Source organism: Bradyrhizobium semiaridum (assembly GCF_020329505.1).
Classification (GTDB): Bacteria; Pseudomonadota; Alphaproteobacteria; order Rhizobiales; family Xanthobacteraceae; genus Bradyrhizobium; species Bradyrhizobium semiaridum.
The window spans coordinates 40,320-65,293 of the sequence record NZ_JAGKJJ010000016.1; the positions used below are offsets into that span (position 1 = coordinate 40,320).

The 24,974-nt window shown below is 65.2% G+C and carries 23 protein-coding genes and 1 tRNA gene; 13 read left to right on the forward strand and 11 right to left on the reverse strand.

Going from position 1 to position 24,974, the window contains the following annotated elements; genetic code table 11:
* Positions 1–145: 145 nt before the first annotated feature.
* On the reverse strand, positions 146–394 hold the full coding sequence (locus J6500_RS19135; RefSeq protein ID WP_225714245.1) for a cupin domain-containing protein: 249 nt from the start codon (positions 392–394) through the stop codon (positions 146–148).
* An 87-nt stretch (positions 395–481) separates the two neighbouring features.
* Here J6500_RS19135 and J6500_RS32000 point away from each other — a divergent pair, with 87 nt between their 5' ends.
* From J6500_RS32000 to J6500_RS19165, 7 genes are all read left to right on the forward strand, one after another.
* Complete coding sequence (locus J6500_RS32000) at positions 482–616, forward strand: hypothetical protein (RefSeq protein ID WP_283842927.1); 135 nt, start codon at positions 482–484, stop codon at positions 614–616.
* A 145-nt stretch (positions 617–761) separates the two neighbouring features.
* Positions 762–2,138, forward strand: a complete 1,377-nt coding sequence (locus tag J6500_RS19140) for a cytochrome P450 (protein WP_225714246.1) — start codon at positions 762–764, stop codon at positions 2,136–2,138.
* Between the two features lie 256 nt (positions 2,139–2,394).
* Positions 2,395–4,059: a thiamine pyrophosphate-binding protein gene (locus J6500_RS19145; RefSeq protein ID WP_225714247.1), complete on the forward strand. Its 1,665-nt coding sequence runs from the start codon at positions 2,395–2,397 to the stop codon at positions 4,057–4,059.
* 20 nt (positions 4,060–4,079) lie between these two features.
* Positions 4,080–4,850 (forward strand): SDR family NAD(P)-dependent oxidoreductase, encoded by a 771-nt coding sequence (locus J6500_RS19150; RefSeq protein ID WP_225714248.1) that lies wholly within the window; start codon positions 4,080–4,082, stop codon positions 4,848–4,850.
* A 201-nt stretch (positions 4,851–5,051) separates the two neighbouring features.
* Positions 5,052–6,014, forward strand: coding sequence for a sensor histidine kinase (locus tag J6500_RS19155; protein WP_225714249.1), 963 nt, complete (start codon positions 5,052–5,054; stop codon positions 6,012–6,014).
* Between the two features lie 244 nt (positions 6,015–6,258).
* The gene (locus tag J6500_RS19160) at positions 6,259–8,034 is read left to right on the forward strand and encodes a putative bifunctional diguanylate cyclase/phosphodiesterase (protein ID WP_225714250.1); all 1,776 of its coding nucleotides are present in this window, start codon (positions 6,259–6,261) and stop codon (positions 8,032–8,034) included.
* Positions 8,035–8,534: 500 nt separating this feature from the next.
* Positions 8,535–8,939 carry a YccF domain-containing protein gene (locus tag J6500_RS19165; RefSeq protein WP_225714251.1) on the forward strand — a complete coding sequence of 135 codons (405 nt, stop codon included), beginning with the start codon at positions 8,535–8,537 and terminating at the stop codon, positions 8,937–8,939.
* Between the two features lie 23 nt (positions 8,940–8,962).
* On the opposite strand, the gene J6500_RS19170 is transcribed toward J6500_RS19165, so the two are convergent.
* Together J6500_RS19170 and J6500_RS19175 are read right to left on the reverse strand one after the other, a co-directional pair.
* Positions 8,963–9,220: a GCG_CRPN prefix-to-repeats domain-containing protein gene (locus tag J6500_RS19170; RefSeq protein ID WP_225714252.1), complete on the reverse strand. Its 258-nt coding sequence runs from the start codon at positions 9,218–9,220 to the stop codon at positions 8,963–8,965.
* Positions 9,221–9,342: 122 nt separating this feature from the next.
* Positions 9,343–10,422, reverse strand: a complete 1,080-nt coding sequence (locus J6500_RS19175; protein WP_225714253.1) for an LLM class flavin-dependent oxidoreductase — start codon at positions 10,420–10,422, stop codon at positions 9,343–9,345.
* Positions 10,423–10,551: 129 nt separating this feature from the next.
* Here J6500_RS19175 and J6500_RS19180 point away from each other — a divergent pair.
* Positions 10,552–10,628 (forward strand) — tRNA-Arg (locus J6500_RS19180).
* Between the two features lie 96 nt (positions 10,629–10,724).
* On the opposite strand, the gene J6500_RS19185 is transcribed toward J6500_RS19180, so the two are convergent.
* The 3 genes from J6500_RS19185 to greA form a co-directional block, all read right to left on the reverse strand.
* A complete protein-coding gene (locus tag J6500_RS19185) occupies positions 10,725–11,546 on the reverse strand; it encodes a pentapeptide repeat-containing protein (RefSeq protein WP_225714254.1) in 822 nt (273 codons plus the stop codon).
* Positions 11,547–11,771: 225 nt separating this feature from the next.
* On the reverse strand, positions 11,772–12,053 hold the full coding sequence (locus tag J6500_RS19190; RefSeq protein WP_211985618.1) for a hypothetical protein: 282 nt from the start codon (positions 12,051–12,053) through the stop codon (positions 11,772–11,774).
* A gap of 148 nt (positions 12,054–12,201) precedes the next feature.
* Complete coding sequence (gene greA, locus J6500_RS19195; protein WP_225714255.1) at positions 12,202–12,684, reverse strand: transcription elongation factor GreA; 483 nt, start codon at positions 12,682–12,684, stop codon at positions 12,202–12,204.
* 224 nt (positions 12,685–12,908) lie between these two features.
* On the opposite strand from greA, the gene J6500_RS19200 reads away from it, so the two are divergent.
* Entirely contained in the window at positions 12,909–13,415 is a 507-nt protein-coding gene (locus J6500_RS19200; RefSeq protein ID WP_376707827.1) for a MarR family winged helix-turn-helix transcriptional regulator, read from the forward strand.
* A gap of 18 nt (positions 13,416–13,433) precedes the next feature.
* Here the strand turns inward: J6500_RS19200 and J6500_RS19205 are convergent, their stop codons facing one another.
* The 4 genes from J6500_RS19205 to J6500_RS19220 all read right to left on the reverse strand — a co-directional run bounded on the left by J6500_RS19205 (position 13,434) and on the right by J6500_RS19220 (position 20,660).
* The gene (locus tag J6500_RS19205; protein ID WP_225714256.1) at positions 13,434–16,583 is read right to left on the reverse strand and encodes an efflux RND transporter permease subunit; all 3,150 of its coding nucleotides are present in this window, start codon (positions 16,581–16,583) and stop codon (positions 13,434–13,436) included.
* On the reverse strand, positions 16,580–17,812 hold the full coding sequence (locus J6500_RS19210) for an efflux RND transporter periplasmic adaptor subunit (RefSeq protein ID WP_376707828.1): 1,233 nt from the start codon (positions 17,810–17,812) through the stop codon (positions 16,580–16,582). The genes J6500_RS19205 and J6500_RS19210 overlap by 4 nt, the downstream gene beginning before the upstream one ends.
* Positions 17,813–18,037: 225 nt before the next feature.
* Positions 18,038–19,174: an alpha/beta hydrolase gene (locus tag J6500_RS19215; RefSeq protein ID WP_225714257.1), complete on the reverse strand. Its 1,137-nt coding sequence runs from the start codon at positions 19,172–19,174 to the stop codon at positions 18,038–18,040.
* Positions 19,175–19,457: 283 nt separating this feature from the next.
* Positions 19,458–20,660, reverse strand: a complete 1,203-nt coding sequence (locus tag J6500_RS19220; RefSeq protein WP_225714258.1) for a hypothetical protein — start codon at positions 20,658–20,660, stop codon at positions 19,458–19,460.
* 267 nt (positions 20,661–20,927) lie between these two features.
* Between J6500_RS19220 and J6500_RS19225 the strand changes: the two genes are divergently transcribed.
* The 3 genes from J6500_RS19225 (at position 20,928) to J6500_RS19235 (ending at position 22,818) form a co-directional block, all read left to right on the forward strand.
* Positions 20,928–21,224 carry a hypothetical protein gene (locus J6500_RS19225; protein ID WP_225714259.1) on the forward strand — a complete coding sequence of 99 codons (297 nt, stop codon included), beginning with the start codon at positions 20,928–20,930 and terminating at the stop codon, positions 21,222–21,224.
* A 219-nt stretch (positions 21,225–21,443) separates the two neighbouring features.
* Positions 21,444–21,698, forward strand: coding sequence for a hypothetical protein (locus J6500_RS19230; protein ID WP_225714260.1), 255 nt, complete (start codon positions 21,444–21,446; stop codon positions 21,696–21,698).
* Positions 21,688–22,818: a helix-turn-helix transcriptional regulator gene (locus J6500_RS19235; protein WP_225714261.1), complete on the forward strand. Its 1,131-nt coding sequence runs from the start codon at positions 21,688–21,690 to the stop codon at positions 22,816–22,818. Before J6500_RS19230 ends, J6500_RS19235 begins: the two co-directional genes overlap by 11 nt.
* 77 nt (positions 22,819–22,895) lie before the next feature.
* On the opposite strand, the gene J6500_RS19240 is transcribed toward J6500_RS19235, so the two are convergent.
* The gene (locus J6500_RS19240) at positions 22,896–24,158 is read right to left on the reverse strand and encodes a serine hydrolase domain-containing protein (RefSeq protein WP_225714262.1); all 1,263 of its coding nucleotides are present in this window, start codon (positions 24,156–24,158) and stop codon (positions 22,896–22,898) included.
* A gap of 176 nt (positions 24,159–24,334) precedes the next feature.
* Here J6500_RS19240 and J6500_RS19245 point away from each other — a divergent pair, with 176 nt between their 5' ends.
* A complete protein-coding gene (locus tag J6500_RS19245) occupies positions 24,335–24,640 on the forward strand; it encodes a hypothetical protein (protein WP_312018227.1) in 306 nt (101 codons plus the stop codon).
* The last annotated feature ends 334 nt before the right edge of the window (positions 24,641–24,974 follow it).

Consider the following 24,974-nt stretch of genomic DNA (forward strand, 5'->3'; position numbering starts at 1 on the left):
GCGAAAGCCAGGACCCATAACCACTGCATTTGATTGTGAACGGGAGCGCGGCCTCAGAATCGCGCAACAATTGCTATTCGGGGCAACGGGTCCTGGCCTTCGCCAGGACGACACTGAATCCATGTCCCAGGCCGTGGGGCAACCCCTAACCGCGCTTGCCACCGATCGAGACGAAGGCCATCAGGCACGGCTCCGACAGCGGGTTGCGCCAGCGAAGCCTCGTGCCGTTCTGCACGATGGTATCGCCCTGGCGCAGATGGATCTTCTGTCCGTCGTCGAGCTCGAGCGTCATCTCGCCGCGAACCACCACGCCATAGTCGATGGTGTCCGACGTGTGCATGCCCGGCGCGCCGCGCTCGAAATGATCGCCCATGCCGGGCACCTTGTCCGACATTTCCTTTCAGCCCGCTCTCGAAGGTGACGCAGCCCCGGCGCGAGGTGCGTTTTGCCGCAGCCAGACGAAAGTCGCATCGGGCGGGAAATGGCTCTCGACATCGTCCCCGTCGAAGCCGGAGCCGCCGATCGTCACCAGGGTGGCGCGATAATCCTGCCGGTGCGCGGGACCGGCGGCGCGCTGCATCGCCGGCACATGGCCGTGCATGCTGTTGTTGAATAGAAGAAGCTGTTGCCTCTGCCAGCCCAGTAGGCTCCTGCGTCAGCAGGTGCGACCAATCACGTGCATCGACGCTATGCAGCCGGCCTGCAAAAGGTTATTTACCTGCTGCGGCTAAGCGATAGCATCCTTGATCGGAGCAACGGCCATGTCGATGCAGAGTGTTGCGCCCACCTCGCACGCATTCGCGCCAACGAAGCGCAACTCGCTCACCCATATCCCCGGCGACGAAGGCTGGCCGTTCATCGGTAAGACGCTGGAAGCTCTTGCCGATCCAAAGGGGTATGTGGAGCGCAGCGCAGCGAAGTTCGGCAACGTCTATCGCACCCATCTGTTCGGCGAGACCAGCGTCACGCTGCTCGGGCCTGACGCCAACGAGCTGCTGCTGTTCGATCAGGCCAAGCTGTTCTCCTCCGAGCTCGGCTGGGGACCGATTCTCGGCCTGCTGTTCCCGAAAGGTCTGATGCTGCGCGATTTCGACGAGCACCGCGTGCACCGCCGCGCTCTGTCGGTCGCCTTCAAGTCCGAGCCGATGAAGTCCTATTTCACAGAGCTCGACAAGGGCATCGCGGCGCGTGTGGCGCAGTGGAAGGCAAGAGCCGGGGAGATGCTGATCTATCCGGCGATGAAGCAGCTCACGCTCGATCTTGCCGCGACCTCGTTCCTCGGCGCCGATATCGGGCCAGAGGTCGACGAGATCAACCGCGCCTTCGTCGACATGGTGGCGGCAGCCGTCGCGCCGATCCGCAAGCCGCTGCCGTTCACGCAGATGGCGCGCGGGGTCGCCGGCCGCAAGCGCATCATCGCCTATTTCGCCGAGCAGATCCCGATCCGCCGGGCGCGCGGCGGCGGCGACGACCTGTTCTCGCAACTGTGCCAGGCCACCCATGAAGACGGCGCACTGCTCTCCGAGCAGGACATCATCGACCACATGAGCTTCCTGATGATGGCGGCGCACGACACCCTGACCTCCTCGCTAACCTCGTTCGTCGGCGAGCTTGCCGCCCATCCCGACTGGCAGCGCAAGCTGCGCGACGAGGTCGCCGCACTCGGCGTCGCCGCCGGCGAGCCCACCAGCCTCGACCAACTCAACGCCATGCCGCTGTCGGAGATGGCGTTCAAGGAAGCGCTGCGCCTGAAGCCGCCGGTACCCTCGATGCCGCGCCGCGCGGTGCGCGACTTCTCGTTCAAGGGATTTGCGATCCCGGCCGGCACCGTGGTCGGTGCCAATCCGCTGTTCACCCACCACATGGCCGAAATCTGGCCGGAGCCCGACCGGTTCGACCCGATGCGCTTCACCGACGAGGCGCAGCGCGGCCGGCACCGGTTCGCCTGGGTGCCGTTCGGCGGCGGCGCGCATATGTGCCTCGGCCTGCATTTTGCGTACATGCAGGCGAAATGCTTCGCCCGCCACTTCGTGCAGAATCTCGAAGTGTCGCTGCCGCAGAGCTACAAGGCCGAGTGGCAGATGTGGCCGATCCCGAAGCCGCGCGACGGGCTGCGGGTGATGGTGAAGCCGGCGTGAATTCGTAGCCGTGTAGCCCGGATGGAGGGCAGCGCGATCCGGGACGGCGTTCGCCAATGGCGCGAGAGGCCCCGGATTTCGCTGCGCTTCATCCGGGCTACGACGCTGCATCAGGCCCCGTCCGACAACGCCGAACCATGATCGCTTTGCAGCCATGCGGAGGACGCAACCGGCCGCGCGGGCGCGAGCCGGCTTGCGTGGTTGCCATGGGCGGCGCCGCGGCGGATGATGCACAAAACAGATCGAGAGGGAGCGAATGCGCGGACGGCGTGTGCTGATGGAATCGTTCATGGCGCACGGCGTGCGTCATATCTTCGGCAATCCCGGCACGACGGAAACGCCGCTGCTCGACAGCCTACCGGCCTTTCCGCAACTCCAATACGTCATGGCGCTACATGAAGGCGTCGCCGTCAGCGCCGCCAGCTTCTATGCGCAGGCCTCGGGACGCGTCACCGTCGCCAATCTGCACGTCGCTCCCGGCCTCGGCAACGGCATCGGTTCGCTCTACGGCGCGCTGAAGGCGAATTCGCCCGTGGTGGTGACGGCCGGCCAGCAGGATACGCGGATGCGGCTCAACAATCCGCTCCTCGGACACGACCTCGTTGCGATGGCAGCACCGGTGACGAAATGGAGCGTGCAGATCGAGCGCGCCGACGAGATCGCGCCGATCATGCGCCGGGCGTTCAAGGTCGCGACCGATGCGCCGCGGGGACCGGTGTTCGTATCGTTGCCGATCGACGTCATGGAACAGGAAACCGCGATAGAGGCGTCGACGCCGGATCGTCTCTGGCGATCGACGCGGCCCGATCCGGCCGGCATCGACGCGCTGGCCACGCTGCTGCTGAAGGCGAAAAATCCGGCCATCATCGCCGGCGACGACGTGGCGCGATCGGGCGGCGAGCAGGCGCTGGTTGCGCTCACGGAAGCGATCGGCGCCACCGTGTGGTTCGAAGGGCTGCGACATCACGCGCCGTTCCCGACCGGCCATCCGAGCTATCGCCAGGCGCTCCCCGGCGACGCTCGGCAAGTGCACAAGGCGCTCGGCGATAGCGATATCGTGCTGTTGATCGGCGGTCCGTTCTTCGAGGACATCTGGTTTGCGCCAGGCGGCCACATTCCCGAGGGCGCATCCCTGCTGCAAATCGAAGCCTCGGCCGAGCGTCTTGCCTTCAGCAACCGGCTCGATGCCGGCATCGTCGGCGACATCGCCGTCAGTCTCGGCGAACTGACCGAAGCGGTGCGCGCAAAGGCGAGCGCGGACTTCAGGCAGGCCGCGCAGAACCGCAATGCCGCGCTGGCCGAATTGCAGGCAAAGGAAAAGGAGGCCTATCGCGCACGCGTCGAAAAAAGCTGGAACCGGCAGCCGAGCTCGATGCCGCGCGTCACCGCGGAGCTTCGTCGCGGCCTGCCCGACAACGTCGTCATCGTCGATGAAAGCATCACCGCCAGTCTCGATCTGGCGCGCGCCTTCGACTATCGCGGCTTCGGCGACTATTTCGGCGGCCGCGGCGGCGGCATCGGCCAGGGCCTTGCCGGCGCGATCGGCGTCAAGGTCGCGATGCCGGAGCGGCCGGTCGTCGCCATCTCCGGCGACGGCTCGGCGATGTATGCGATCCAGGCGCTGTGGACCGCCGCGCACCACAAGCTTGCGATCGTGTTCGTGGTGCTGGCGAACCGCGAGTACCGCATCCTCAAGCACAATGTGGACGTCTGGCGTCAGAATTTCGAGGCCGGCACCCAACATCCCTACCAGAACATGGATATCACCGGCCCCGCCCTCGACTTCGTGCATCTCGCCACCGGCATGGGCGTCGAGGCGGTCAGGGTCGAGAACGCCGACGATATCGCCGGCGCGGTCGCGAGGGCCGTCGCGAGCCAGCGGCCGTATCTCGTCGAGATCGCGATCGAAGGAAAGCGCTAACCGCACAGGAAAGATTTCTCATGGCAGGCATTCTCGACGGCAAGGCGGCACTGGTGACGGGCGGCGGCTCCGGCATCGGCCGGGCGACGGCGATTGCGATGGCGCGTGAAGGCGCACGCGTCGCGGTGTCCGACCTCTCGCAGGACGGCATCGAGGAGACGGTCGCCTTGATCAACGCGGCCGGCGGGCAGTCGATCGCGATCCAGGGCGATGTCACCGATGAGGCTGCTGTCGCCAGCATGGTGGCGCGCACGGTCTCGGCGTTCGGCCGCATCGATTGCGCGTTCAACAATGCCGGCGTGGCCGGGCGCTCGGTCGGCCCGCCCGGCCAGCGCATTCATGAACTGACGCAGGCCACCGTGGCGAAGATGTTCTCGGTGAATCTGATGGGCGTGTTCCTGTGCCTGAAATACGAGATCGCGCAGATGCTCAAGCAGGGTGGCGGCGGCGCGATCGTCAACACGGCCTCGATCGCCGGGCTGATCGGCCTCGCGACGTCTGGCCACTATGTCGCGACCAAGCACGGTGTCGTCGGGCTGACCAAATCAGCCGCGATCGAATATGCCCAGGACGGCATCCGCGTGAATTGCGTCAATCCCGGCTACATCAAGACGCCGATGACCAAGGAGACGATGGACGAACGCTACGACGAGATCATGGCCAAGGTGCCGGTGCGTCGGCTGGGTGTGCCGGAGGAAATCGCGGAAGCCGTGGTCTGGATGTGCTCGGAGAAGGCGTCGTTCATGACGGGCGCATCGCATGTAATCGACGGCGGCTACAGCGCCGCCTGACGCCTTCAGGACACCGCAGCAGTTCGGCCCGGCCCGGCTGACCGCAGGGCTCGCCGTCCAGTCGTCCTCCTTGTCCCGCGCGGATATTCCCGTCCGCTTGCACGAGCTCGGGTCCACCTGTGGCCACGAGGACACAACTGCGGTTTTTCGGTCGCAGCGGCCTTATTTTGGGGCGTGTAATCACGTGAAGTGAAACGACCGATGACGAAATGGATCGACGAGTTCCGGCAGTGTTGGCAGGGCAATGCCCAGCCATCGCTGCTGCTTGCGACCGGCTTCGCGGTGTTCTGTCTCGTTTTGGCCACGGCCGCGCGGTTCGGGCTCGCCCAGATCCGGCCGGATGTGTTCTTCACGCCGTATTTTCCGGCGGTGTTCTTTGCCACCGCGTTCGGCGGCTTCCGGATCGGGATCGCCACCGCTCTGGCGAGCGGCCTGCTCGGCGTGGTCATCAATTTCTCAAGCGCGACCGTCGATCCGGCGCGCTTTGCGCTGCTGATGATCTTCTGGGTGGTGTGCGGCATCGCGATCTGGGGCGTCGAGCATTATCGCTCCCTGGTCGCCCAGCAGCGCGAGATCTCGCGGCGGTTGACCGACGAGGAGCAGTACCGCAAGCTCCTGATCGATGAGCTGCAGCACCGCCTCAAGAACAAATCCTCGACCATTCATGCCGTGCTGCACCAGGCGCTGCAGGACCGGCCCGATGTCTGGCAGCGCATCGACCACCGCATCCGCGCGCTGTCGGCGACCGACGATCTGATCGCACGGGTCGACGGCTATGGCTGCGATATCAGGGATTTGCTACGCTCGGAGCTCGGCCCCTACGGCCATGTGCGGTTCAACCTCAACGGCGAGCAACTGTTCCTGCCGGCCAAGCTCGCGGTCTCGCTGGCGTTGATCTTCCACGAGCTCGCCACCAATGCCGGAAAATACGGCGCGTTCTCCTCGCCGCGCGGGCTGCTGCAGGTGTCGTGGACGGTGGCCGACGGCCGTCTCACCGTGATCTGGGACGAGACCGAAGGACCGGCGGTCGAGACGGTCGGCGAGGCCGGCTTCGGCACCAAGCTCTTGAAATCGGTGCTGCGCCCGTTCGACGGCAAGACCGAGATCAGCTACCTGAAGACCGGCGTTCACTGCACCATGCAGTGCAAGATTCCGAGCGACTAAAGCGCGATGTTTGCGCATGATCTTTTCGGAAAACCGCTTCGCACGTTTCCGGATCATGCGTAAGCACGCCGATCGCAACCGCGTGAAACGCAATCGCTTTCGAAAGCGCGGCTGCCCCATATTGATATTCTATTAATGACGATTGCCGCGACCGCCTGGGAAAGTCGCCGCCACCGCATTGTGTCACGGTTTTTCGCAGCTCTGCTTAACCAAAACTACAACGGACTTTGCCAAGCTTTGGCGCATGCATCATCCCACCAAAAACGATTTGCAGCCCGACGCTTTGGCAGCCGGCCACGTCGGCAATTTCAGCAATGAATTGCGTATCCTGCGCGACCTCCTCCATCTGCTGCCTGCCGGCGTCACCGTGCAGGACGAGCGCGGCGAATTCATCCTGGTGAACGAAGCGGCCACGGCGCAATTGCAGCTCGCCGCCAATGCCGGTTCGCCGTCTTCGCCTGCCGACGACCGCCATGCGGCCTGCCTGGAACTGCTGCGCAACGGCCGCCCGGTGGTGCTCGAGGAGGCGCTGATCAGCGGCGCATCGCGGCACGTGTTCCTCACCTCGCACCGCCCGGTGCAGATCGGCGGACGCAACCTCTTGATCTCGACCTCGACCGACATCAGCGAGCAGAAGGCGTTCGAGGACCAGCTGTTCCGCTCCGCCTATTACGACGAGCTGACCGGCCTGCCGAGCCGCCGCGTGATCGAGCACCGGGTCAACAGCCTGATCCGCGACGACCCCCACGGTCATTTCGCGCTCGCCTTCCTCGACGTCGACAATTTCAAGCACATCAACGACTATTACGGCCATGCGATCGGCGACGCGCTGCTGGTCGAATTGTCGAAGCGGCTCGGCCTCGCCTTGCGCGACACCGACATGCTGTCGCGCATCTCCGGCGACGAGTTCCTGCTGCTGCTGAGCCCGATCAGCAACGACCGCGAGGTCTCCGAGTTCATCCACGTCATGCAGGAGCGGCTGAAGGCGCCGTTCTTCATCGAGGACTCCGAGACCTTCGCCTCGACCTCGATCGGCGTCAGCCTGTATCCCGGGCACGGCAACAATTACGAGGCGCTGCGGCAGAACGCGGACATCGCGATGTACCGCGTCAAGAACAACGGCAAGGGCTCGACCGCGTTCTTCGACACCAGCATGGAACGCGAGGCACTGGCGCGAATGAAGATCGAGCAGTCGCTGCGGCTGGCGATCCTGGAGAAGCGCTTCTGCTGCGCGTTCCAGGCCAAGGTCGATATCCGCACCCAGGAGGTCAAGGGCATCGAGGCCTTGGTACGGCTGCGCGACGACGAGGGCGTGATCCAGGCGCCCGGCACCTTCATCAACCTCGCCGTCGAGCTCGGGCTGATCGACGAGCTGACGTTCCTGGTGCTGGCGGAGATCGTGAAATCGATCGACCTGATCAACGACACGTTCGGCCCGAACGCGACGATCAGCATCAATGTCGCGGCCAAGCAGGCCGCCAACCTCGAATTCATGCGCCCGTTCGCGCGTGCGCTGGAGGAGACCGGCTTTCCGAAGCGCTTCATGATCGAGGTGACCGAGGACGCGTTCATCACCAAATCGCACTTCCAGGACGAGATCCTGCCAATCCTGCGCGGCATCGGCGTCGGCATCTCGATCGACGATTTCGGCATCGGCTATTCGTCACTGTCGGCGCTCGCCGACATCACCGCCGACGAGATCAAGATCGACCGCTCCTTCATCACCGACATCCACAAGCGGCCACGCAGCCAGGGCATCCTGCGCGCGATCGAATCGCTGAGCGAGGCACTCGGCATGACCGTGATCGCCGAGGGAATCGAATCCTACGAGGAGCTCGCCTATCTGCAGGCGGCGACCAAGATCCGCTACGCCCAGGGCTATTACTTTGCCAAGCCGATCTTCCTCGAAGACCTGCGGCCCGCGACCCCGCTGATCAGCGAGACGCGCGCCAGTCTCGCGGCCCGCCCGGCCCAGGAAAGCCGCCAGAGCTATTCCCGCGCCAGCGGTTTCCGCCGCTAAAGCCACTCCGTCTCGAAACAAGAACGGCGGTCCCCCTCACCTCGCCCCGCCTGCGGGGAGAGGTCGGATCGCATCGCCAGATGTGATCCGGGTGAGGGGAGTTTCCGCGAACGCTCTGGTCGCCGAATACGTGGAAGCAGCCCCTCACCCCACCCCTCTCGCCGTAAGAACGGGGGAGAGGAAGAAGAGAGAGAGCCGCGCAGCGCTTCTTCTCCGCCCTTTGAGGCGGGGCGCTGCCAAAACATGGAAAACAACCCCATGCAAAGGAGCCGGCGCAAAGGAGCCGGCGAACGGCTGCCGGCGTTCGGCCCGGTGACAAGGCGACTTGACATGTCGGGCAACTCAGCGGTAATATTCCATTATTCCGAAATTGCGCAACGGCCCTTGTCCCGCAAATGCGAGGAGAGGCCGGAACACATCGCGAGATGCGCACGCCCTACCGCCCCACCGGCCGTCCGCCTATATAGAACCCGGTCCCTGCGGCAGCGAAGGTGTCATCGATGCAGCCTGTCTCTATCCTCCTGAACATCCTCTGGATTTTGATCGGCGGTGCCTGGATGGCGTTCGGCTGGCTGGTGGCCGCTGTGATCATGGCGATCACCATTATCGGCCTGCCCTGGGCGCGCGCCGCCTTCAACATCGCCGCCTACACGCTGTTGCCGTTCGGCTCGCGCGCGGTACGCCGCGACGAATTGACCGGCCAAAGCGACATCGGCACCGGGCCGCTTGGCCTGATCGGCAATCTGGTCTGGTTCATCCTCGCCGGCTGGTGGCTCGCGCTCGGCCACCTCATCACCGCGATCCTGCTCGCGGTGACCATCATCGGCCTGCCGTTCGCCTGGGCGCATCTCAAGCTCGCCGGCATTGCGCTATGGCCGATCGGCAAGGCGATCGTGCCGGCGTAACGCGCCGGCGCCGTCCGTAAAATCTAGAGCCAGTCCTTCGTCGTCTGGGAGCACGCCCTGTAGTCGCGCCGCCAGGTGAAGCCACGGCCGCCGCAGGGCGGTCGGGGGCGCGAGGTGGCCGGGCATTCGTTGCGCACGCGCGCGCCGGTGCCCCAGCCGTCGATCACGCAGGCGCCCGCGACGGTAGCGTGACAGCCGACACCGCAGCCGTCCGCGGCATAGGCCGGGCTCAAGCCAAGCCATCCAACTGCAGTCAGAAACGCGAGCAGGGATAATTTCACGATGTCCTCCATCGGGCTGTCGTCTCGCTTCCGTACCCCCACATCATGGACGGGATCGATGAAACCTGCCACCGGATCCGGATCACATCCTTGCGCGCTTGCGCCGCGCGCCCGGGTCGTGTTCAGGCCACGAGCCGCCCGCGGTTGTTGGCGGCGAGGATCGGGCGGATCAGCCGGCCGAAGCGCTCGGCTTCCTCGTCATGCAGATAACCGGACAGGCAGAAGGAGTGGCAGCCGGCGTCGATGAATTGCTGCAGCGTGGCGGCGCATTGTTCGGGATTGCCGACCACCGCGATGCCCGCGCCGGGCCGCACCTTGGTGATGCCGGTCCACAGATGCGGCATCAGGAGATCGCCATAGTCGCGGGCAAGCTGCTGCACGCGCTGATTGGCCTCCGAGCGGGTGTAGAGAGTCTTGATCTCCTGCTTCTGCCGCTCGGTGGCGTGGCGCACCAGTTGCTCCGCCGCCTCCCAGGCATCCGCCTCGTTCTCGCGGCAGATCACCTGCAGCCGCATGCCGAAGCCGATCGCGTCCTCGCGGTCGTGGAGCCGCGCCAGTTGCCTGATCTCGGCGATGTTCTGCGCGATGCGCTCCGGCAGGTCGCCCCAGAACAGATGCACGTCGGAATGTTTTGCCGACAGCTCCCAGGCCTGCCGCGATCCGCCGCCGAGATAGAATTTTGGAAACGGCTGCTGCAGCGGCCGCGGCCTGATATGCGCACCAGAGATGGTGTGGAATTTGCCCGCGAAATGCAGCGGGCCGCGCGTGGTCCACAGCGCCTTTAGGATCGAGACCTCCTCCTCCATCAGCGCGTAACGCTCTTCCTTGGGCTGGCGGACACCCTCGGCCTCGACCTCGCTCTCGTTCTGGCCGGCGATCAGGTTGATGCAGATGCGGCCGCCGGACATCTGGTCGAAGGTCGAGATCATCTTGGCCAGCAGCACCGGATTGATGTAGCCCGGCCGCGCCGCGATCAGCGGCTTGATCCGCTGCGAGCGCGCCGCCATGAACGCGCCGGTGATCCAGGCCTCCCAGCAGACCGAACCGACCGGGATCAGCAGATAGTCGAAGCCGGCATCCTCAGCGGCCTGGACCACGCGCTCACAGAGTTCCGGCGAGCCCGCGACCTGCGCCTCCATCAGCCCATAGGCCGTGGTGTCGCCATGCGTGGGCAGATACCAGCCGAATTCCAGCGGACGCATCAACAAACTCCCTCGAAAGACGGCCTTTTTGTACAGCCCGTGATATTGGCGCCGACAGTCTACAGCCTGCGGCCGGCCGGACAACGCCGTTGCCGACGCGGGACCAATCAGCTAAATGATGCCCTGCACGCACCCGTAGCTCAGCTGGATAGAGCGTTGCCCTCCGAAGGCAAAGGTCACACGTTCGAATCGTGTCGGGTGCGCCACTTTCTTCAGCCCGGATTCATTGGTCGACCCAGCTCCACGCCGCCAGCTTTCGCTGCCGACCATTCGCTGTCTTTTCATATTTCGGATCACTGCGGTCACTCAGGCAGGTGCCGCGCCAGGTTCAAATTCCTCGCCTTGTCCAGGTTGCGGGCCTTTTCCAGCATCGCTGCGCCTGGAAGGAGGGCCGAGGCGAGGTCGGCCTCGGTGAGATCGGCGCCGGCGAGATTGGTGCTGGACAAGTCGGCTCCCGACAGGTCGGCGCGGCTCATATCGCAGTTCGCCAGATTGGCCTGCTGCAACTGCGCGAACCCGAGATCGGCGCGCGCGAGATTGGCGCCGGCCAGATCGGCGCCCCTGAGATCGGCGGATTTGAGCACGCCACGCATCAAGCCCATCGATTGGTTGCGCATGTCGGCGCTCAAATCGGCGCCGGCGAGTCTGGCCCCGACCAGGCTGGCACCGGAAAGGTCCGCAGTGATGCGCGCGCCGCTCAAATCGGTGCCGCCAAGCCTGGCGCGCTGCATCTGCGTGCCGAGCAGCGATGCCTTGACGAGAGACGCCCCGGTCAAATCCGCGTCGATCAGCCAGGCCTGGTTGAGGACAGCGCGATCGAAGCGCGCGCCTTTCAGGCTGGCGCGGTTGAGCTTGACGAGGCGCAGATTGCCGCCGGAGAAGTCGAGCCCCGAGAGATCGAGCCGCGACAGCCGCCTCTCCTGCAAATCCGCAGAGCTCTGGCCCGCGGCGTCTCGAGGCGCCGCCTTGAGCAGCGTCTCGACCTCGGCCCGCGTCATCTCGGCTGTCGACATGTCGGGGCTGTTGAGGTCGACGTCGCGCAGCATGTCCTGCGACACGGCGTCGATCGGACAAACCAGCAGCGCCGTCGTCAACACCAGAGCAAATGCGAGACGAAACAGCATCGCTGTCTCTCCGCTTTCCAGCCACCCGGCACGGACTGTTGCAGTCTTCGGGTTGGTCGCACCGTCACGTCAGCCGGCTGAGATGCGCCTTCGGGCCACGCGGAGTATGAAACCTGATCGCGGTCTTCGCAATGCGCGTGATCGCCGCGTCCGCGGAAAGCGCGGCCTCACTCCAGCCGGCTTGCGCCGAGCCGGCGCTCGCCGGCGCGCTCAACGGAAGCAGGATCAGGCCGCCAGCGCGTGCTGCAGCGCGACCGCCTGTTCGCGGTTCTGGAACGCGATCGCGGTGTGGGTGTAGTCGTCCGAAGTCTGCGAGCGGGCGATCTGGTCGAGGACGTCATGTCCCTTGATCACGTGCAGGTCCGTACCGCTGTTCGACGGGAAGATACCGACGACGACATCATACGCCGTGACGATCGCTCTAAGTGCGCTGGCCTTGTCGTCAGACGCTTCGATGAAGATACGAACGTCGGCTGCGAGATCCCGCAGTTCGTCAAAATCGATCACTTGATTACTCCAACGCAACTAACTGGCTGGAGTCTAGCGCCAACGTGCTTACCGAAAGATAAAGGAACCGGCTGGCGACGCGCCGGAATGCGCGGCGCGGATCACGTGCGCGGCACTGTGGACGGCCTGCAACACACCGGCAAAGCCTTCAGGAAATCGCAACGATCTCGAGCTGCTGATTGCCCGCACCGACCACGTCGCCCAACGCCTTGCCCATCAGCAACCTCGCGACCGGCGACACGAACGAGATCGAGCCAGCCTTTGGATCGGCCTCGTCCTCGCCGACGATGCGATAGGTCTGCACGCGCCCGTCGGCGCGGCTGAATGTCACCGTGCTGCCGAACGCCACCGTCTCGGTCGATGCGGGAGGCGGGACGACCTGGGCGGTGCGCAGCCGCTCGGTGAAATAGCGCATATCGCGCAGCGGCACGGCCGACTGGCGGCGCCGCTCGTTGACGTCGTCGAGCCGCTGTGCAGCCTCATAGGCTTCGCGCGCCTCGCGGAGCTGAGCCTCGAGCGCGCGCAATCCCGCTTCGGTGACCAGATTGGCATGCGGCGAGATCGGGCGGTCCGGCAACAGCGTTTCGGCCGCGGTCTCGGCGCTCTCTTCCTTGGTAAAGGCAACACTCAATCAACAAACTCCCTGGACAGATACGGCCAATCCGGAACGAATTTGTATTATCGCAAAAGTACGGACCAAAGTCGTGGTGATAACGCCGCAGTCGGCGCGGAGTTCATCGGCCTGGAGGGATCGAGCAGCGGTACGAGCGTTCCCAGGGTGACTGTTGTCGACGACAACAATTGTTGAGCCGGGCCGCCCGAGGCCATAGGATGCGACCGACCAGGAGACGCGATGTGCCAACCCGTGCCCCGCAGGCCGGAATCAAGACAGGCCCCGACCGGCCGGCGACGAAGAAGCGGACCATCGCAGCGCCGGACGACGACGTCGGCCTGGATGGCCTGGCCGGCCATGTCGGCTACGCGGTGCGGCGCTTCCAGCTCTGGATCTTCCAGGACTTCATCAAGACGCTCGCCGCAGTCGACATCACCCCGACGCAGTATTCCGTACTGACGGTGGTCGCGGCCAATCCCGGCCTAACCCAGATGGCGGTGGCGAAGCGTCTCGGCATCGAGCGCGCGCGCCTTGTACATCTGCTCGACGCCCTCGAGCAGCGCAATCTCGTCAAGCGCGCAGCGTCGAAAACCGACCGGAGAAGCCATTCGCTGCATCTCACCGCGGCCGGCGAAGCATCGTTGCGGCAGTTCAAGCTGCTCGCAGCTGAGCATGAGCGGCATGTCATCGACAAGATCGGCAAGGACAACAGGGACCGGCTGCTCGAAATCCTCGCGCCGTTCCGCTAGCAGCCGTTTCCGAGTGCCTCAGCCCGCATGGTCCTGCGCCGTCTCCTTCGCGCCGCCGCCGAAGCGGCGTTTCAAGCTTTCGCGCCAGCGCTGGAACGTGACGTAGAGCATCGGCACCAGGAAGATGCCGATCGAGCTGGCCGCGAGCATGCCGCCGAACACCGCGGTGCCGACGGCGCGGCGGCTGATCTCGGCGGCGCCGGTCGCGACCACCAGCGGCACCAGGCCGAGGATGAAGGCGATCGAGGTCATCATCACCGCACGGAAGCGCATCTGCGATCCCGTGATCGCAGCGTCGGTGATCGAGCGGCCGGCTTCGCGCTGCTCCTTGGCGAACTCGACGATCAAAATACCGTTCTTGGCAGCGAGCGCGATCAGCACCACGAGGCCGATCTGGCCGTAGAGATCGAGATTCAGCCCCGCGACCTTGATGGCGAGGTAGGAGCCGAACACGCCGACCGCGACCGACAGCAGCACCGGAATCGGGATCGTCCAGCTCTCGTACAGCCCGACCAGGAACAGATAGGCGAACAGCACGGCGAGGCCGAGGATGATGCCGGTCTGGCCGGAGGCTGCCTGCTCCTGATAAGCGGTGCCGGTCCATTCATAGGAATAGCCCGCCGGCAGCGTCGACCGCGAGAGATCGGCCATGGCCGCGATCGCGGTGCCCGACGACACGCCGGCCGCCGGGCCGCCGTTCACCGTGACCGAACGATAATTGTTGTAACGCGTGATGACCTGCGGTCCGGTAACGATCCGCAAAGACGCGATCGAGCGGATCGGCACCATCTCGCCGCCTGAGTTGCGCACATAGATCTGCCAGATGTCGGGGATATCGCGGCGGTCGGCCGCGTCGCCCTGCACGTTGACCTGCCAGGTACGGCCAAACAGGTTGAAATTGTTGACGTAGATGCCGCCGAGCGTCGCCTGTAGCGCGGTGAAGACGTCGGCCATGTTGAGGCCGAGCGCCTGCGCCTTGGCGCGATCGATGTCGAGATAGATCGACGGATTGGTCGCGGTGAAGGTCGAGAACACCCGCGTCAGCCGCGGGTCGCGGTTGGCGGCACCGATCAGCCCGCCCATCACGCTGCTGAGCGCGGCCGGATCCTGGCCCTCCAGCGCCTCGAGCTGGTACTCGAAGCCGCCGGAGGTCGACAGCCCGATGATCGGCGGCAGATTGAACGGCAGCACCGAGGCCTGACGGATCTGCGACCCGGCGGCAAAGGTCTGGCCGATCGCGGCCTGCACCGAAGCCGCCGCGGCGGTGCGATCGGCGAACGGCTTCATGCGCGCCACCATGAAGGCCGAGTTGGGTTCGCTGGCGCCATCGAGCAGCGAGAAGCCGATGATCGACAGCACGTGGTCGATCGCAGGATTCTTCTTCAGGAGCGCCTCGACCTGCTTGGTCACCTCGCTGGTGCGCGCCACCGACGCGCCGTCGGGCAGCTGCACGGCGATGAAGAACGCGCCCTGGTCCTCCTCGGGCAGGAAGCCGGTCGGCGTGATCCGCGATACGCCGAAGATGGCGCCGGCAAACACCAGGACCGCGACCACCGACAGCAGCGCGACGCGCAGCAGCCGCCGCACCATTCCGGCATAGCGATCGCGCACCCAGTCGATGCCGCCGAGCACGCGTCCCATGATGCCGCGGCGCGGCCCGCCATGGCGCAGGAACACGGCACACAGCGCCGGCGACAGGGTCAGCGCGTTCAATGCCGAGATCACCATCGCCGCGCTGATCGTCACCGCGAACTGCCGGAACAGGGTTCCGGAAATGCCGGGGATGAAGGCGATCGGCACGAACACCGAGAGCAGCACCAGCGAGATCGCGATGATCGGCGCGGTGATCTGCGCCATCGCCTTCTTGGTGGCCGCGGCCGGCGACAGCTCCGGCTCCTCCTCCATCACGCGTTCGACATTCTCCACCACCACGATGGCGTCGTCGACCACGATGCCGATCGCGAGCACCATCGCCAGCAGCGACACCGTGTTGGCGGAGTAGCCCAGCGCCAGCAGCACCGCGAAGGTGCCGATCAGGCTGACCGGCACCGCGACCGCCGGAATCACGGTGGCGCGCAGATTGCCGAGGAACAGGAACACCACGATCACGACGAGCACGAAGGCCTCGCCGAGCGTCTTGATCACTTCCTTGATGGTATCGGAGACGAAGGTCGTGGAGTCGTATTGTACGAGATAGGTCAGGCCCGGCGGAAACCGTTCCGACAGCCGCGCGAGCGTGGCCTGCACCGCGTTGGCCGTGGTCACCGCGTTGGCGCCGGGGGCGAGATAGATGCCCATCGGTACGCCGGGATTGCCGTCGATCCGCGACTCCGAATCCATGTTCTGCGCGCCGATCTCGACGCGGGCGACGTCCTTGATCTTCAGCACCGAGCCGTCCGGATTGGCCCGCAGCACGATGTTGCCGAACTGTTCCGAGGTGGTCAGGCGCCCCTGCGTCTGCACATTGAACTGGAACTGCTGGTCGTTGCTGATCGGACGGGCGCCGATGCGGCCGACCGGCGCCTGCACGCTTTGCGCGCGGATCGCCGCGATCACGTCCGACGGCGCCAGATTGAGGCTGGTGAGCCGCTGGGTATCGAACCAGATCCGCATCGAATAGTTCAGCTTGGCGAACAGCGAGGCCTGTCCGACGCCGGGCGTGCGCGAGATCGCGTCGAGCACGTTGATGATGGCGTAATTGGTGATGAATAGCGGGTCCTGCTCGCCGCTCTTGCTGTACAGCACGATGAACTGCAGCACGGCCGAGGACTTCTTCTGCACCGTCAACCCCTGCGCCTGCACCTCGGTCGGCAATTGCGCCAGCGCGCTCTGGACGCGATTGTTGACGTTGACGGTGTTGATGTCGGGGTTGGTGCCGAGCGCGAACGAGACGGTCAGCGTGTAGCTGCCGTCATTGCCGCTGGTCGACTTCATGTAGAGCATCTTGTCGACGCCGACGACCTGCGCCTCGAGCGGCTGGGCGACGCTCGATTCCACCACCTCGGCGGAGGCGCCGGGAAACACCGCCGATACCGTGACCTGCGGCGGCACGATGTCGGGGAACTGGGCAACCGGGATCTGCAGCAGCGCCAGCGCGCCCGCGATCGTGATCACGAACGCAATGACGATCGCAAGGCGCGGACGATCGACGAAAACAGCTGAGATCATGGGGTGCCGCCCGACGCTTTCGCGGGGCTGCCGACACCATCCGCCGACGCCTTCATGCTCGACTGGATCAGCGCGCTGGCCGGTCCCGGCGCAACCACCTCGCCCGGCTTCACCTTCTGCAGGCCTTCGACGATCACCTTGTCGCCGAGCGCAAGACCCTTGGTCACCGCCGCGATCGTGGAGGTCGATTGCCCGAGCTCGATCCGCCGCTGCTCGGCCTTGTTCTCGGCGCCGACGACATAGACATATTCGCCCTGCTGGTCCGACAGCACGGCCGAGCGCGGGATCGCCAGCACTTCGACCGGCTCGACGCCCTCCAAAAGGACGGTGACGAACTCGTTGTCGGTGAGCTCGCGCACCGGACCGCCGGTCTCGGCCGAATTGTACAGCGGCGGGTTGGGAATGGTGCCGCGCAGCGTGATCGTGTCGGTGTTTTGCGCGATGGTATTGTTGACGAAGTCAAGCGCGCCGACCTTGTCGTAGAGCCGTCCGTCGGGCAGACGAACCCGGATCACCACCGCCTTGAAGCCGCCGCGCGTCGCGTAGCGCTCGCGCAGGTCCAGCGATTCGCGCACCGGCACCGGGAAGGTGACATACATCGGATCCTGGCTGACGATGGTGGTCAGGGTTCCGGAACTGGGCGTCACCACATTGCCCTCGGTGACCGCGGTGCGTCCGATCCGGCCGTCGATCGGCGAATGGATCTGGGTGTAGTCGAGATTGATCTGCGACAGATCGACCTGCGCCTGCGCGGCCTGCACCTGCGCCTCCAGGCTCTGCTGGTTGGCGACGGCTGCGTCATAGGTCGACTGCTGGCCGGCCGGCCCGCCGAGCAGCGCCTTGGCGCGGTTGGTGGTCAGCACGGCGTTGGCCAGCGTCGCCTGCAACTGCGCGACCTGCGCCTTCTTCGACTCCAGATCGGCGAGGAACGGGCCACGTTCCAGCTGATAGAGCAGATCGCCGGCCTTGACCTCGGCGCCCTCGACGAAGTTCCGCTTTTCCAGGAAGGCCGTGACGCGCGCGACCACGTTGACGCGGTTGGTGGCCTCGATGCGTCCCAGGAACTCGTTGGTCTGGGTGACCGGCCGCTTGACCGTCTCGATGATCCCGACGGCCGGCGGGCCTGATGGTGCCATCTGGGCATCGGCCGCCGACATCACGGCGAACGCCAGTCCCGCCGGGACGAGAAGACCAGATATTCGACCGCGCATGCTGTCCGTACCGTCCATGTTTGCCCGCCTCGTCGGCTACCACGCTTTCCAGCGGATGGATGTGACGCCGAGTTACCTCGGGCACATGCCGAACAGGATGAGCACGCTGCACTGCCGCCGATCATAACGCGGCAAATCCGGCGCCGACAATCCTCGGCACGCATCCCGTGTTTTCGATCCGAACGATCGTGAAAACGGTCAGCCTTGGAAATGTCTCAATCGAGTCGGCCGAGCACCCGGGCTTCACAATGCGATCGCGTTCTTCAGACGCGACGTCGCCTCATAGGCGGGCGATGCCAGCCGTTCCTGCAACCATGGCCGCGCGACCTTGCCGCTGACCTCATGCACGCCGTCGAACACGGTCATGCCGATCAGATGCGGATAGCCCGACAAGGCGTAGACCGACTGCATCTCCGCGAACTTCTGCTCGCGGCCATAATCGATCGCGTTCGCGGTGTCGCGGCTGCCGATCTCGACATAGAGCGGACACGGGCAGATCAGGCTCGCCAATTCTCGTCCGACATATTTGGCGCGGCTGTTGCTGAAGTGGATATAGGCCGCGAGCTCGATGCCGAGATTGCTGGTGATGATCGGCGACATCAGGAATTTGGTTTCGTCGCGCATATAGCCGGAGATGACGGTCGGCCGCATCCGCCCGGTCGCAGCCTCCAGATGCAGCGCGAGGAACGCGCCCCAGGACACGCCATAGACACCGACATTCAGGCCGGACACACCGGTCAACCGCCTGTAGACGATTTCGCCGGCATCGATCGCCGCGCACGATACATTGTGGGCGGAGACGCCGTGCGACGCCAGCATGGCGGCGATGTTGTTCTGGCTTTCCTGATTTCCGATCTGGACGATGTAGGGACACCAGACGACGTAGCCGTCCTGGCAGAGCTGCTTGCCGATCGCATTCATGTAGTCGGGATCGCCGTCGGCGAAGCAACGCTCCGGCGTCGCGGCCATGCCGTGCGCCAGCAGCACCAATCCCCTGACGCCGCGATCGGGAATGCCGAGACATCCGCGCACCGGCAGCCCGCATTCCAGATCGAACTCGACCTTCACGATCGAGAATCCTTCCGCCGTGCCGCGCCACAGCACCCGCATCTCCTCGCTTGTCGGCCGATAGAGGCGACGCTGCCGAAACAGCGATCGCATCTCGCCGCGGATCACCGCGCCGGTCGCATCCGGCCGCAGCTTTCCGGCCGCAGCGATGTCGAAGAACGAGCGGCAGAACACGTCATAGCCGAGCGTCCGCAGATCGACATTGGCGCACGACCCCCGGCAACGGCTCAGCGCGAGCGTGTCGCCGCCGGTGACCGAGGCGGGCCCGACCAGCGTCATCAACAGTCCGGATAGTGCCCGGCGACTGATCATCGATCCTCCCGGATCTGTCGAGACCCGAATCAAGGAGCCAAGGTTCCGCCTAGCTGGCGTCATGTGCCGCAACGACGCAAATTAAACGATGTCCATCATCGAACGAGGGCGAGCGGCGTTGCAAACATGCGACGGTGGCGGGTCGCCCGCCCGCGCAAGTCCCATGCGATGCGTTTCAAGACTCTTCCGAATATTTCTGATGGTCACGACGGCTTCAATTCAGCCACAAAGCACCGCCCGTGCGACGATCCCGGCGCGGCATGCCATTGCTCGTTGGAGGACCTTACAGCGCCTTCGGCTTGGCGTCCGCGACCTTGTCGGCGGCCGGCTTCGCCACGTCGCCGAATTCGAGCTTCTTCTGGAAGCCGACCTGCACGTTCAGCGCCCAGGGCTGGATCTCGTCGGGGCGGCGGACCTGGCGGACCGAGGCGCCGGCGGTGCCGATGTATCCGCCGCCGAAATCATGCGCGAAATCGACCCCGGTGAGGAAAGTCGTGCTCCATAGGTCGGTGCCGAGATAGTCGTCGCGGCGATAGCGCGCGAGCAGGCTGACGGCGTTCTTGTCGTCGAACTTGTAGCTGACCGAGGCCTCGTGCGAGAGCCCCAGATCGAGCGACGCGAATGAGAGCGTGGTGTCCTGCACCGTCCGCGACGAGGCCACGCCGAAAGTCCAGGAGTCCTTCTGGTACTTGGCCTTGGCCGTGTAGAGCAATTGCTTGACGTCCTCGAAATCGGTGGTGTCGTACCTGGCATAGAACGGCGACACCGATCCTTCGACCTCGACACCGTTCGTCTTCACCGAGAAGAAGGCGTTCGGTTGCAGCCTGTTCTGGCTGCGGTCGAGCCCGAAAAGGTCGGTGGCGAGATAGGACACGCGCGACAGCGCGATCGAGGTGCCGATCTCGCCGCTTGCGAACTTGTAGGCGAATCCCGGCAGGAACGTCCGCGTCGCAAAGTTCTCGTCCGCGGGCAGAAAGCCGCCGAGCGTGAAGATGTTGCGCTCGTTGAGCGCGTTGAGACCGGCATCGACGTTGGCGAAGAACCTGAAATCCGCGGTGTCGTATTCGACACGGTTGCGCAGCTGCACGCCGTGCGAGCGGCGCGCCCAGTTGTCGTCGACCGTCGTCGTCAACGTGGTGCGCAGGTTCAATTTCGGCGCCAGCTCGATCGCACCGGTGGCTGCGATGATCGCATTGGTGGCGGGCGCCGCGACGTTGGGATCGTACTGCGTGTCCGCGATCTTGACGTTGAGCCCGATGATGCCGTCCTGCAGTGAGCCGCGCAGATAGTCGTAATTGATCGTCTGGGTGGCGAACACGCTGCCGCGGGCACCGAGGGTGTCGGTGGGGTTGGAATCGTAACCGGTCCGCAGGCCGATCGAGCCGGCATTGACCGACACGGTCTCCGCAGGCGCGCTCTGCGCCAGGGAAGGCGAGACGCCGAGCTGCGAAGCAACAACTGCCGCCACCAACGCACGCCGAATCATGCACGCGACCTCCGCACGCAGAGTCGGCAATCATGGTTAATTGGCGGTTAAGTCGGCAATTTCTGGTTGATTTTCGCAGGCCGCCCTTCAAGAGGTCGGTTTTGATGAAGGCATCAATATGAATAGGGTCATCACACGATTTGATAATATGGTTAACGCTAAGTATTAGAGTAAAGAACCACTTCAAGTTGTACGCAACCGGAAGATGAGGATAGTGAGCCGCACCCAAGCAAATGGTGCTTGGCCCTGATAACAACGGAGGAAGTCATGAAGAAGTATATCGTTGCTGTCGCTCTCGCCTCGCTCTTCGCATCCCCGGCGCTCGCCGGTCCCCGCGGCGGTGGCGGCGGCCTGATCGGTTCCGTCGTGGCGCCGATCACGACCGCGGTCTCCGCTCTGAACGTCAACGCGCTGAACAACGTCAGCGTGCTCGGCGGCGGCGTGAACGTGCTCAACGGCAACAAGACCAACGTCTCGGCCATCCTGCCGGTCAGCCTCAAGAACACCAACATCCTGTCCGGCATCCTGGGCGGCGGTCGTTCGCACGGCTGCGGCTGCAACTAAGAGCGATTGTCGGGAGGGCATTGCGATGCCCTCCCGACAACCCGGGCGCGAAGGCTTCCCGACGACACGCGCCCTTGTCACCATCCGCGACCCCATTCGCACACGGGTTCGACCCGACGGGCTGCTCGATTTGCACGCGGGCGGCCCGTCGCCGCTTGCCCGGCATCAAGCGTTCAGACCGACATTCAGCAAATCGTAATGCATCACGAGGCGCCACAGTTGGTCGCCCGCGACGGCTTTGCCGAATTGCTGCGCGAGCAGCGCACGCCGCTCGCCACGACGAAAGCGGACTTCGGCGCCGAAGCGAAAGTCACGAACGACTCGGGCCTGACTCTGCATCCCGCGGCGGTCATCGGAAGCCCCGGAATGTCACGGACTCCCGGATCAAGGCGAATTGCTCTAACGGAATATATCGAGGCGCGGCGGGTTTATCTGCTGGCAACAAAAGACTGCGGAACGGCCGATGACGAATGACCTGCACGCGCATTTGATCGAGCTGGCCTATGAGGCCGCGGTGGTGCCCGAGCTGTGGCCCAATGTCCTGCATCAGGTCGGCAACATCGCGAGCGCGCGCGGCATCGTGCTCTTGACCGCGGCGCCGCAGGACATGCGCTGGATCGCATCCCCCGATATGCACGAGGATACCGTTGCCTATGTCGAGGGACGCTGGCACGAGCGCAACGGACGGCTGCCGCGCCTGCTCGCGGCCAATCACGCCGGCTTCCTGCGCGACATCGACGTGTTCGCTTCGCCCGAGGAGGTGCAGCAGGATTTCCAGATCCGCGAATTCTTCCGCCCGCGCGGGCTCGGATGGGGCGCCGGCACCGCGATCCCGGTGCCGAGCGGCGAGGTGCTGATCTACAGCGTCGAGCGCGAATACCATCGCGGGCCGATCGAAAAGGAAGCGATCGAGCAGCTCGATGCGCTGCGCCCGCACCTGGCGCGCGCGGCGCTGCTGTCGGCACGGCTCGGCATGGAGCGCGCCAGGGCGGCAACCGAATCGCTGGCGATGCTCGGCCTGCCCGCGGCGGTGCTGCGCCGCGGCGGCCGGCTGATGACGGCCAACCCGCTGTTCGACCGCTTGGTCCCCGACGTGATGCAGGACCGCACAGATCGCCTCACGCTCGCATCGGCGGCGGCCGATCCGCTGTTCGCACAAGCGCTGGCAGCGCTCGAGCAGGGCTTCATCACCGTGGAGGTGCGCTCGGTGCCGATCGCGGCGCAGGATGACCGTCCTCCGCTGATCGTGCATCTGGTCCCGATCCATGGGACGGCGCAGGATCTGTTCGACCGCGCGTCGGCGATCGTGATCGTGACGCCCGTGGTGCCGTCGGAAGTGCCGACCGCGGAGGTGCTGCAAGGCCTGTTCGATCTGACGCCGGCCGAAGCGCGCGTCGCCCGCGGCATCGGTGAAGGCCGAACCATCGAGACGATCGCCGGCGCATTCGGCATTTCCCGCGAAACCGTGCGCAACCAGCTCAAGGCGGTGCTGGCGAAGACCGGGCTGAAGCGGCAGGTGGAGCTGGCCGGACTGCTTGCCGGCGCCAAGGTGCCGCTGGGTTCGGCCGCACTCGCGGACAGGGACGATCAGTAGGTTCAGGCGACCTCGAAACGACCCCGAACGAAGCCCGCATCAGAACCTCGATCGAATTGTGCCCGCTGTGTCGCCGCTCACGCCGCGCCGTGCGTCTGGTAGAGTGCGCGTTCGAACACGCGATAGGCCGCCAGCGCATGTTGGTCCGCAAACGGCAGGATCTGCATCATGATCACGCCGGCGATGCCGGATGCCGGATCGATCCAGTAATAGGTGTTGTAGAGGCCGGCCCAGGTGAGGCTGCTGGCCTGGCGGCCGCCTTCGACCGGATCGAGATTGAGCATGTGGCCGAGGCTCCAGCGCAACCGGACGCCCGGGAAGAAATCGACGTCGTTCGACAGCGCCGGATTGGTTGTCGTCATGACGCCGGCGGCGAGATCGCCGATCTGATTGGTCGTCAGCAGCGCCACGCTGTGCGGCCGCAGGATCGATCTGCCGTTGCGGCTGCCGCCGTTCAGCAGCGCCCGCAGCAGCGCGAGATAGTCCGGCGCCGTCGAATAGATGCCGCCGCCGCCCGAAAAGATGCGTGGCGCTGCGTGTTTCTCCAGCGGCTGCGGCAGCAGCCTGCCGTCGCCCTGACGGACATGCAAATGCGCCTCGCGGGCGCGCTGCGATGGCGTGATCGTATATCCGGTATCGTTCATGCCGAGCGGTCGCAGGATATGATCCCTGACGTAGCGGTCGAGCGTCAGCCCGCTGGCGATCTCGACCAGCCGGCCGGCCCGGTCGAGGCCGCCGCCATAGGACCAGCGGCTGCCGGGATCGAACATCAGCGCGCTGCGCGGCAGCGCCGGATCGGATCGCGCGGCCTGCAGATAGCGCTTGGCCTCGGCGTCCCACAGCGGATAGCTGAAGCCCGATGTGTGCGTCAGCAAGTTGCGCAGCGTGACCGGTCTGCGCGCGGGGCGCAGCTGCGGCACGCCCCTGGCATCGAAGCCGGTAAGCACCGGCAGCGCAGCCAGCGCCGGATCGACATCGGCCGCCGGTTCGTCCAGCTTCAGCCTGCCCTGCTCGACCAGCTGCAACGCCGCCACCGAAGTCACGAGCTTGGCCATCGAGGCGATGCGAAACACGGTGTCGGCGGTCATCTTCGCCGCCTCACCCTGTGCGCGGACACCGAACGCACCTTGATAGATCGTGGTCTGCGCGCCGGCTGCCATGGCGACGACGCCCGGCACCTTGCCGGCATCGACTAAGGTCCGCAGCGCCGCATCGATGTCCCGGCTGGACCGCGAGACGTCCGGCGACGCCGATGTCGCGGCGATTGCGGTCGCCGTGGTGCCCGCGGCCGCCATCGCCGCCGTGCCCAGCACCACATCGCGCCGACTGAACCTCACCATTCCGCAAGGCCGCTCCCTCTGGCCTCACGGTTATGCCGGAGCCCGCCGCCCGGCACAATCGCGGATCGGCAAACGATCGCATGTTCAAAAACCGCGCCGGTTGCGCTAGTGATGGCCTCCTTTCCCGGTTCCGTGCGCCGCCCGGGCGCACATCCCCGTCAATGAGTGCACCCGCAATGGCTGAAGCCGATCTCGACGCCGTCATCCGGCAAACCGCAAAAGCGCAGACCAAGGCCGTGATGGCGGCCGCCAAGAAACGCCAGGCCGTCTGGGCGGGACGCGCGGCCAAGGCCAAGGACAAGGAGGCCAAGGCGCGCTTCCGCTTCCTCGCCAAGAGCACGATGGAGAACGCCAGCGCGACCGCCAGGCGGTTGCAGAACTCGGCCGAGAATGCCGCCGATGCCTATGCGCGCGCCATGAAGAAGGCGATGGAAGAGCCGCCGCCGGCGAAGAAACCCACGAAGAAGAAAGCGGACGACTGAAAGGAGCGCTCAGGCCGGCAGGACGAGCAAATTCGGCTCGGCAAGCGCGAGATCTATGTCGCCGATGGCAGCAGCATGGGCCGCTCGAAGCTGAAGAGCCCCGCCCGCCAAGTGCGCCGCACGCAACATCAACGCGATCGCGAAGCTGGCGGAGATGGCGGCGGAGAAGGACTAGGCACCAAACATTCGGTGTCGTCCCGGCGAAGGCCGGGACCCATATCCACCGATGGTCATGGTTACGCGACGCTGGGGCCACAGCCCTCTTCAACAATGCAACCTTGTGGTTATGGGTCCCGGCCTTCGCCGGGACGACACCGGATATGTTGCACCGCTG

What these genes read in the sequence shown, in the direction of transcription:
- J6500_RS19205 (WP_225714256.1), bottom strand. Translation starts at nt 16,583, where the DNA reads ATGATCTCAGCTGTTTTCGTCGATCGTCCGCGCCTTGCGATCGTCATT.
- J6500_RS19175 (WP_225714253.1), bottom strand. Translation starts at nt 10,422, where the DNA reads ATGCGTCCGCTGGAATTCGGCTGGTATCTGCCCACGCATGGCGACACC.
- J6500_RS19135 (WP_225714245.1), bottom strand. Translation starts at nt 394, where the DNA reads ATGTCGGACAAGGTGCCCGGCATGGGCGATCATTTCGAGCGCGGCGCG.
- J6500_RS19185 (WP_225714254.1), bottom strand. Translation starts at nt 11,546, where the DNA reads ATGCTGTTTCGTCTCGCATTTGCTCTGGTGTTGACGACGGCGCTGCTG.
- J6500_RS19210 (WP_376707828.1), bottom strand. Translation starts at nt 17,812, where the DNA reads ATGGACGGTACGGACAGCATGCGCGGTCGAATATCTGGTCTTCTCGTC.
- J6500_RS19165 (WP_225714251.1), top strand. Translation starts at nt 8,535, where the DNA reads ATGCAGCCTGTCTCTATCCTCCTGAACATCCTCTGGATTTTGATCGGC.
- J6500_RS19245 (WP_312018227.1), top strand. Translation starts at nt 24,335, where the DNA reads ATGGCTGAAGCCGATCTCGACGCCGTCATCCGGCAAACCGCAAAAGCG.
- J6500_RS32000 (WP_283842927.1), top strand. Translation starts at nt 482, where the DNA reads ATGGCTCTCGACATCGTCCCCGTCGAAGCCGGAGCCGCCGATCGTCAC.
- J6500_RS19225 (WP_225714259.1), top strand. Translation starts at nt 20,928, where the DNA reads ATGAAGAAGTATATCGTTGCTGTCGCTCTCGCCTCGCTCTTCGCATCC.
- J6500_RS19215 (WP_225714257.1), bottom strand. Translation starts at nt 19,174, where the DNA reads ATGATCAGTCGCCGGGCACTATCCGGACTGTTGATGACGCTGGTCGGG.
- J6500_RS19145 (WP_225714247.1), top strand. Translation starts at nt 2,395, where the DNA reads ATGCGCGGACGGCGTGTGCTGATGGAATCGTTCATGGCGCACGGCGTG.
- J6500_RS19240 (WP_225714262.1), bottom strand. Translation starts at nt 24,158, where the DNA reads ATGGTGAGGTTCAGTCGGCGCGATGTGGTGCTGGGCACGGCGGCGATG.
- J6500_RS19160 (WP_225714250.1), top strand. Translation starts at nt 6,259, where the DNA reads ATGCATCATCCCACCAAAAACGATTTGCAGCCCGACGCTTTGGCAGCC.
- J6500_RS19235 (WP_225714261.1), top strand. Translation starts at nt 21,688, where the DNA reads ATGACGAATGACCTGCACGCGCATTTGATCGAGCTGGCCTATGAGGCC.
- J6500_RS19140 (WP_225714246.1), top strand. Translation starts at nt 762, where the DNA reads ATGTCGATGCAGAGTGTTGCGCCCACCTCGCACGCATTCGCGCCAACG.
- J6500_RS19220 (WP_225714258.1), bottom strand. Translation starts at nt 20,660, where the DNA reads ATGATTCGGCGTGCGTTGGTGGCGGCAGTTGTTGCTTCGCAGCTCGGC.
- J6500_RS19155 (WP_225714249.1), top strand. Translation starts at nt 5,052, where the DNA reads ATGACGAAATGGATCGACGAGTTCCGGCAGTGTTGGCAGGGCAATGCC.
- J6500_RS19150 (WP_225714248.1), top strand. Translation starts at nt 4,080, where the DNA reads ATGGCAGGCATTCTCGACGGCAAGGCGGCACTGGTGACGGGCGGCGGC.